Here is an 8,205-nt window from a genome sequence, read left to right on the forward strand (position 1 = left end):
TGATTCATAAACTTCTTTACCCTGAAGATCATTCATACAATTGGCAAGTTATCGGTTCATTGGCAGACCTGCAAAATGCGACCCTAAAGGATGTAAGGGATTTTTACCTGAAATGGTACAGCCCAAATAACGCGACTCTTGTGATCGCTGGAGATTTTGATGTCGCACAAACCAAAAAGTTGGTTGAGAAGTATTTTGGTGAAGTCAAATCACGTGCGAAGCAACCAGATCCCAAAGTGCGGCATATTTCATTATCAGATGTCAAGCGCGCATTTCACGAGGACAACTTTGCCAAATCACCGGAATTGACTATGGTTTTCCCAACCTGTGAAACTTACAGGAAAGACTCCTATGCACTTGACTTGCTCGGAGACCTTTTATCCGATGGCAAGAAAGCACCCTTGTATAAAGTACTTGTGGAGGAAATGAAACTCACGCCTTCAGTTTCCGCATTTCAGAATAGCATGGAAATGACCGGGGACTTTCGGATTCGGATTAGAACATTCCCCGATAAAAACTTGACAGAGGTCGAAAAAGCCATTTCCGAGTCTCTTGCGAAATTTGAGAAGGATGGATTCACCGACCAAGATTTGGACAGAATTAAAGCCAAAATTGAAACGAATTTTTACAACGGTATTTCCAGCATTTTGAATAAATCGTTTCAACTTGCCTTCTACAATGAATATGCAGGGACCCCCGGTTTTATCAACCAAGACTTGCAAAATTCTTTGGACGTTACCAAAGATGATATTTGGAGGGTCTACAAAAAATATATTAAAGAACAAAAATATGTATTGACCAGTTTTGTACCGAAAGGGAAGACCGATTTGGTAGCTGAAGGCTCTGAACGCTACCCGGTCGTTGAGGAAGCTATAGTGGCTAAAACAGATAAAGTTGCAACCCAATCCGATTTGGTTGTTAAGAAAATTCCTTCAAGTTTTGATCGCTCAATTGAACCTAAAAAAGGTCCTGCGCCGGGCCTGACTTTGCCCACAGTATGGCAAGATGAATTGACCAATAAGCTCAGAATTTATGGCATCGAACATAATGAACTGCCGCTGATTCAGTTTTCGATTACTTTAAAAGGCGGCCTTTTGCTGGATGATCCGAATAAAGTCGGCGTTGCAAACCTGATGACAGACATCATGATGGAGGGTACCAAAAATCGCACGCCGGTTGAACTGGAAGAAGCTATTGACAATCTTGGCGCGCGCATTAACATGTCCACTGCCCGCGAGTCGATCGTTATTCGGGCGAATATGTTGGCTTCCAAATTCGACGATGTCTACAAACTTGTGGAAGAAATCCTGCTCGAACCACGCTGGGACGAAAAAGAATTCGCTAGACTCAAGCGCCAGACGATTGAAACGATTAACCGCCAGCAGGTGCGCCCTTCCACAGTTGCAACGGATGTGTTCAACAAACTGATTTACGGCGAAAATCATATTTTATCGAATTCGACTCTTGGTACTCCGGAATCTGTTGAGAAGATTACAATTGAAGATTTGAAGAATTTTTACGCGAGTAATTTTTCACCGTCGATTTCACACGTGGTGATTGTCGGAAATATTTCCCAGAAAAAAGCAATCTCGGCCTTTAAATCTTTTGAAAAGAAATGGGGTGCAAAAGAGGTTAAATTCGCTAAGTATCCTGAGCCGCCTGCTGTAAGCAAGTCGCAACTTTATTTTGTAGACGTGCCGAAAGCAAAACAATCTGAAATTCGCATAGGTTATCTTTCTTTAGCCTTCACGGATGCGGACTACTATCCTGCCACAGTCATGAATTATAAGTTGGGTGGCAGCTTTAGCGGTTTCTTAAATCTTATTTTGCGCGAAGAGAAGGGATACACTTACGGCGCTCGTTCACGATTTAACGGCTCCTACCATCGCGGACCTTTTGTCGCCTCGTCAGCGGTTAAATCAAATACGACTTTTGAATCCATGGAAATTTTCAAGGATGAATTGACAAAATACAGACAAGGAATCTCGGCAGAGGATCTGGCCTTTACCAAAAATGCACTGATTAAATCCAATGCCCGTCGTTTTGAGACCTTGGGCGCTTTGATGAGTATGCTGGATAATATTGCCAAGTACAATTTGTCGACGAATTACATCAAAGAGCGCGAAAAAATTGTTCAGGATATGAGCCAGGAAACACACAAACAACTGGCGGAAAAATACATGGTTCCTGATAAGATGATTCATCTGGTAGTTGGCGACGCTGAAACGCAATTGGAAGCGTTAAAGGAATTGGGCTTGGGCGATCCGATTATGTTGGATAGGCGGGGCAATCCGGTTGAAAAAGAAGCGACGACGATGAAGTAATATTCAACATCTGGATTTCCCGAAATCTTATAAAGGATGTCATTTCGAAAAAGCGAAGCGATGTGAGAAATCTTGTTAATGCCATAACTCGTAACAAGATTTCTCGCTTTCGCTCGAAATGACATCAAGGGAAGGGGAAAATGTTAGCAACTAAAACTCAGAGGACCCTTTAATTCAAACACTTTGATACCTCGCCGCTTCCCATCCAAGCAGCGCCTTCTTACGTGCGGTCCCGCCGGCGTAACCGCCAAACTCACCGATTTTTCGAATGACTCTATGACATGGAATGATAAAGGGAATCGGATTGCTGCCCACAGCATTGGCGACAGCACGGACAGCTTTGGGTTTGCCAATATAAGCTGCAACGTCCTCATAAGACACGACTTGTCCAGCGGGAATTTTAAGCAAAGCCTCCCAAACCTTAATTTGGAAATTGGTTCCTTTCAAGAACAAATTGAAAGATTGGGGCTTGCTGCTGCCATTATATGAGATGGCAAACACCCTATTGGCCAGTTTTTTTGTTTCTGAAGCATTTTCGCAAAGTTCTCCTTTTGGCCAGCTTTTTTGGAGGTTTTGAATCTCTTGCTCCGGACCTTCTTTCTTGACGAAAGAAAGCCAGCAAATACCACGTGCGGTTGTTGCCAGCAAAATATCGCCAAAGGGAGTCGGATGAATTCCATATTCAATACGAAGTCCTTCACCCTGATCCTTGAACTCTCCGGGAGTTACTGCTTCGCAATTTACAAACAAATCGTGCAGCCGCCCGGGACTTGACAAGCCGGTTTCAAAACTCACATCTAAAACATTTCTTGATTCCTTTAACAGCCTTTTGGCGTACTCCTTGGTTAAATATTGTAAAAACCGCTTGGGACTTATGCCGACCCAACTACTGAAAAGACGCTGAAAATGGTATTCACTGACATAGACACTATCTGCGATTTCCTTTAAGGTGGGTTGGTGATGAAAATTCTTTTCCAGGAAAATAATGGCTTGCTCGATTCGCTGGTAATCCAAAGATAACTGATGAAATTTCTCAGACATTTTAGTGACCTCCTTTTTTGTTGAACGCAATATAGGAAATCATAGGGAAGTTTACCACCCGATTCTTGCTGTTTGTTTTTGGGCTTTTCAAACTTAAATTGCTCAAGGAAGTAGACTGTTTTTTTTGAAATAATTCTGTACTTTTTTCCAATGTCAGCGAAACAATCTCCAGGTTTGTTAGGTTTGAGATCGCTTCGGCAAAGCTTGTCCTGACCCGGCCGGATGCCCGGCAAGGACGGATATGATTTAGACTTTCGTTCCAGTCAGCAATTAACCTAAAATAGCCTTCAACTTCGCATGACCGGTCCTGCTAACTGGCAGACTTTGTCCGTTGGTCAAGATAATCTGGTAGGACTCCTTGCCAAACAGTTCGATCTGTTTAATGATTGAAATTCTCACAATGTAAGACCGATGCGTTCTGACAAATTCCTTTGGATCCAAATGGCTTTCGAAATACTTCATGGTTTTTTGTTTCAGGAAATCGCCGTCTTTTGAATGCAGCATCACATAATCATCCTGTGCTTCGAGCCAGTACAATTTTCTAACCGGGATGATCGATATTTTGGAACCGGTTTTAACCACAATCCGTTCGAGGTACTCAGCATTTTCGTCCTGGTGGTTTAAAATTCCAGTGACAATTTTATTGCGGGCTGGTTTGTCGTTTGTCAGCGTCAAAGCTCGGTTCATGGCTTCGTCAAATCGTTGGCGCGAGTAAGGTTTGAGCAGGTAATCGGCGGCGCTAACCTCGAAAGCCTTGAGTGCGTATTGATCGTAAGCCGTCGAAAAAACGATCACCGGTTTTTCGGTCAGAAGTTCGAGCATTTCAAATCCGGTTATTTTTGGCATTTGGATGTCCAGGAAAATGATGTCCGGTTGAAACTCCTGAATTGCTTTTATTCCTTCAAAGCCATTCTCGCACTCTGCTTTAATAGTTATATAGTCATACTCTTTTAAATAATTTTTGATGATCTCCCGTGCGGGGACTTCGTCATCGATGATAACGACATTGAGGGTTTTTGCCACGTTTACTTCTCCGCAATTGGAATAAACAGCTTAACTCTGAAAACATTGGATTCTTTTTCAACTTTCAGTAAGTTTCCTTTTGAGTAGATTTTTTCAAGTCGCTCCCTGATATTTTTTAAACCAATACCTTCGCCTTTTTGGATACTTGCCTCTGCATCAAACTCATTTTCCACCACCACTTTCAAATAATCACCATTTAAGGAGCAGGAAAATTTAATCCCCACTTTATCCAAACTTTCATAAACGCCGTGTTTGATGGCGTTCTCGAACAAAGGCTGCAGGATCATACTGGGCACCAGCACATCGAGACATTTGTCTTGAATCTCTTCGACGTATTCAATTTTGTCGCCAAAACGCACTTTCTCGATATCGAGATACAATTTAGTGGAATCAATCTCTTCTTTCAGTTTACTCTTTTGCTTCTCATTTTTTGAAAGAGTAAACCGTAAATAGTCGCTTAGTTTGATGGTCATTGCACCCGCTTTTTGGGGATCGCTCATGGTGAGTGAATTGATGGAGTTTAAACTATTGAAAATAAAATGCGGGTTGATTTGAAATTTCAGAGATTTTAATTCGGCCTCCTTGACAAGCGTTTTCAGCTCAGCTTCCTTAATCAACTGTTCTTTGAAATTCACGGAATAGATATAAACATAGTAAAATGAGACACTGAGGAAATAAAATAAAACCCCGATGACAATTCGCCAAACTAAGGAACCGCGTAGAAAGAATCGGTAATTTTCTTCAACAGGAAAAATGTTCATCAGCAAAGCATAGGAAAGACCCAACCAAATTAGAGATGAGAATGCGGCTGCGGCTCCATGGTTTTCAATTAGTTTGAGAATTTTTAGGTTTTCGGTTGAAATAGATTTGCACATGTACCAAAAGTTTAGGGCCAGCGCTGCATAAAGTAAATTAAAAACCAGGCTGTCGATAAATGCCCACAGCAAATCAACGCTTTGACTGAACCTGAGAAAGAGAACATGAATAATCGAGATAACAATCCAGGCTGAAATGTAAAAGGTTAGATTTTTTTGTCTTAGTATTGGGTGTTTCATGAATTTATCCTAAAAAGAAGTGTTTGAGTATTCCGGTGTTAAAAGTGTTCACGGTTTTGACTTAAACACTCTAAAACTTTAAGACCTAAACACTTTTTCATGCATCTTTCAGTTCCAAACCGCCGAACATGACAAAACCTTTTATAACCAAAGTCCGGCCTTTTGTCTTTTCTTCAGCGGGTATACTATGTCTCCCGTCTTCAAAGCCGCCGAAAATGGGTACGCCTTTGATCTGCACATTCCAGTCTTCCGGGATGCGGATTTCAGCGCCGCCAAACATTGCAAAAACGTCCAGCACATTTTCACCTTCTGCAAGCTTCGCCTGGCCAAAATCGAGCTTTGCTCCGCCAAACAGAGCGGTAATGTTTCCACCTTCGAAATGATCCGAAGTGATTGTTTTACTGTTGCCGCCGAAAATAGCGACGATATCGATCCGGTTTTCCGAGTGTTTGCTGCCATCACTTTCAGACCGGTTTTTATGTTTAAAAATTATTGAAACCCCGATCAAAATAAGGATGAGCGGCCAGAATTGCCAGATATCATCCCAGTACAGAATGTTGAGGTTTAATAGAAGAAAAAGCAGACCGATGCCAATCAAGACAGAAGCCGAGGATTTATCCTGAAAATTCGAGCCCGTGAGTTTCATGAGGCCGACGGCAATTAGAATGACGGGCCAAAATTTCTTAAAAGCGAGGATGTCTAAAACATCCAAATTGTCTAATAAAAAAAGAATGCCGACAGCAATCAAAATCACGGCAAGCCAAAAATTTGGACCGCGTTTATGTACTCTGGTTTCAGAACTGTTTTCCATTTTAATCTCCTAACTTTTAATAACTGAGTTCTTTCATGAAAAAATTGATGTGATTAAAATACCAAGCCATTTTTTTATGGTGCCGTTTAATCCGGGGAATGCATTTTCTATTTCTTCAATAATAATGACTTCATTTTCAACGAAAAAATAAGCGACGCTAACGAGAAGCAACAAAGTTGCCAAAGCCAAGAACAAATTTTGCCCCGTGATAGTTTTGTTTCTTCCCATTTTAATACCGTTGGATTAAAAGCGTTTTGCGTTTCAGTTAAGCGAAGATACGCCACCGCTTTAAAAAAGAATATCCAAAATCGGTGAAAGGAAGAAAACTATCGGTGAATGTCCGAAATTCTTATTGTTAGTGTAGGTTTTAAAATAAAACCCCTAAGTAGAAAAGGCAACCTTTTTGTAATTGCATCTTTGTGCGCCAGTCTTTACTTTAGGCGCTTAAAGAATAAGTTTCTTGCAAAAGCAAAAACATTATCACGCAAAGGCGCGAAGGCGCAAAGATGACGCCGAGAAGAATAAAAAAAGAAATGTTTCTTCCAAACTATAAACAATTCTGGATGCCATCTTTTAGTACAGGTACATTGAAATTAAGAAGAAAGATATGCAGAAAAAAACACTTTGCGTATCCTTCGCGTCTCTGCCCCGATGCGTCGGGGTGCGCTTCTATCTCCGTCCTTTTGGTTCCGACTTTGTCGAGGGTTAGATTTACTTCAAATAAAAATGTCTTCTGCACTAATCTTAAAAGGGTAAATCATGAAAAGTAAAACGTTTATTTTTCTAACGTGTTTTTTTCTGTTTACAAGTTTAAAAGCTCAATCAAATATGCCCGCAATTCTGTCAATGCGCGCGAGGGCAGTGGTCGTTGATAATTGGCTGAAAATTCGTTTAGAGACAGTTGTTCCTGGCTTAATGCGCCGCGAGAAAATCGATATGTGGCTGATCATCACCCGCGAATATAACGAAGACCCGGTGATCGAAACCATGCTGCCGGCAAAATGGTTGAGGGCGCGGCGAAGGACTATTTTGGTACTCTTCGATAAAGGTCCACAAGAAGGGATGGAACGTCTGGCGGTCGCAAGATACGATATTGGCGAGTTTTTTCAAAAGGCCTGGGACAAAGAAAAGCAGCCGGATCAGTGGCAGCGGCTTGTGGAGATCATCGAAGAAAGAAACCCCAAACGAATTGCTCTGAACTATTCCACAGATTTCGGCCTTGCCGACGGAATTGCTCACACAGGATTCGAATCGCTAAATGCAAAACTACCAAAAAAGTATGTGGATCGAATTGTTTCAGGAGAAAGATTAGCTATCGGCTGGCTGGAAACCCGGATCCCGGAGGAGATTGAAGTTTATCCGTCAATCTGCAGGATGGCACATCGAATTATCGCGGAAGGGCTTTCGGACAAAGTCATTCAACCGGGAATCACGACAACAGAGGATGTAGAGTGGTGGTATCGTGAACGAATTCGGGAGCTGAAACTCGTGACCTGGTTTCACCCCTCAGTTTCGGTGCAGCGGGCAGAAGAGCCGGAGAGGTCCGGGTCGTTTGCTTCAAAACCGAAAGCCAAAACCATCCGGCGCGGTGATCTGATTCATGTAGATTTTGGCATTACTTATTTAGGATTAAATACAGATACTCAGGAACATGCTTATGTTTTGAAGGCCGCGGAAACAGACGCCCCGGAGGGATTGAAAAAAGCGCTGGCCACCGGGAATCGACTCCAGGACATTCTTAATTCAAATTTTAAAGCAGGCCGCACCGGCAACGAAATCTTAAAGCGATCCTTAAAACAGGCAAAATCCGAGGGGATCGTTCCGAGTATTTACACCCATCCGATTGGCTTTCACGGCCACGGAGCCGGACCCACCATTGGACTCTGGGATCAGCAGGGCGGGGTGTCCGGAAAAGGCGACTACGAGCTGTTTTATAACACAGCACATTCGA

The 8,205-nt window shown here is 42.3% G+C and carries 7 protein-coding genes; 2 read left to right on the top strand and 5 right to left on the bottom strand.

All coding sequences use genetic code 11. The features are described 5' to 3' along the window. Nucleotides 1–2,324 (top strand): insulinase family protein (locus IH879_15100; GenBank protein ID MCH7676261.1); only part of this gene is annotated, 2,324 nt, incomplete at its 5' end. Nucleotides 2,325–2,498: 174 nt separating this feature from the next. Here the strand turns inward: IH879_15100 and IH879_15105 are convergent. The 5 genes from IH879_15105 to IH879_15125 form a co-directional block, all read right to left on the bottom strand. After that, complete coding sequence (locus tag IH879_15105; protein MCH7676262.1) at nucleotides 2,499–3,365, bottom strand: methylated-DNA--[protein]-cysteine S-methyltransferase; 867 nt, start codon at nucleotides 3,363–3,365, stop codon at nucleotides 2,499–2,501. Nucleotides 3,366–3,635: 270 nt separating this feature from the next. After that, on the bottom strand, nucleotides 3,636–4,388 hold the full coding sequence (locus IH879_15110; GenBank protein ID MCH7676263.1) for a LytTR family transcriptional regulator DNA-binding domain-containing protein: 753 nt from the start codon (nucleotides 4,386–4,388) through the stop codon (nucleotides 3,636–3,638). 2 nt (nucleotides 4,389–4,390) lie between these two features. Next, nucleotides 4,391–5,443, bottom strand: coding sequence for a histidine kinase (locus IH879_15115; GenBank protein ID MCH7676264.1), 1,053 nt, complete (start codon nucleotides 5,441–5,443; stop codon nucleotides 4,391–4,393). A 97-nt stretch (nucleotides 5,444–5,540) separates the two neighbouring features. After that, the gene (locus tag IH879_15120) at nucleotides 5,541–6,254 is read right to left on the bottom strand and encodes a hypothetical protein (protein ID MCH7676265.1); all 714 of its coding nucleotides are present in this window, start codon (nucleotides 6,252–6,254) and stop codon (nucleotides 5,541–5,543) included. Between the two features lie 33 nt (nucleotides 6,255–6,287). Then, the gene (locus IH879_15125) at nucleotides 6,288–6,482 is read right to left on the bottom strand and encodes a hypothetical protein (GenBank protein MCH7676266.1); all 195 of its coding nucleotides are present in this window, start codon (nucleotides 6,480–6,482) and stop codon (nucleotides 6,288–6,290) included. Between the two features lie 531 nt (nucleotides 6,483–7,013). Between IH879_15125 and IH879_15130 the strand changes: the two genes are divergently transcribed. Next, the coding region (locus IH879_15130; GenBank protein MCH7676267.1) for a M24 family metallopeptidase at nucleotides 7,014–8,205 on the top strand (1,192 nt) is incomplete at its 3' end.

The sequence above is a fragment of the candidate division KSB1 bacterium genome (assembly GCA_022562085.1).
Lineage (GTDB): Bacteria > Zhuqueibacterota > Zhuqueibacteria > Oceanimicrobiales > Oceanimicrobiaceae > Oceanimicrobium.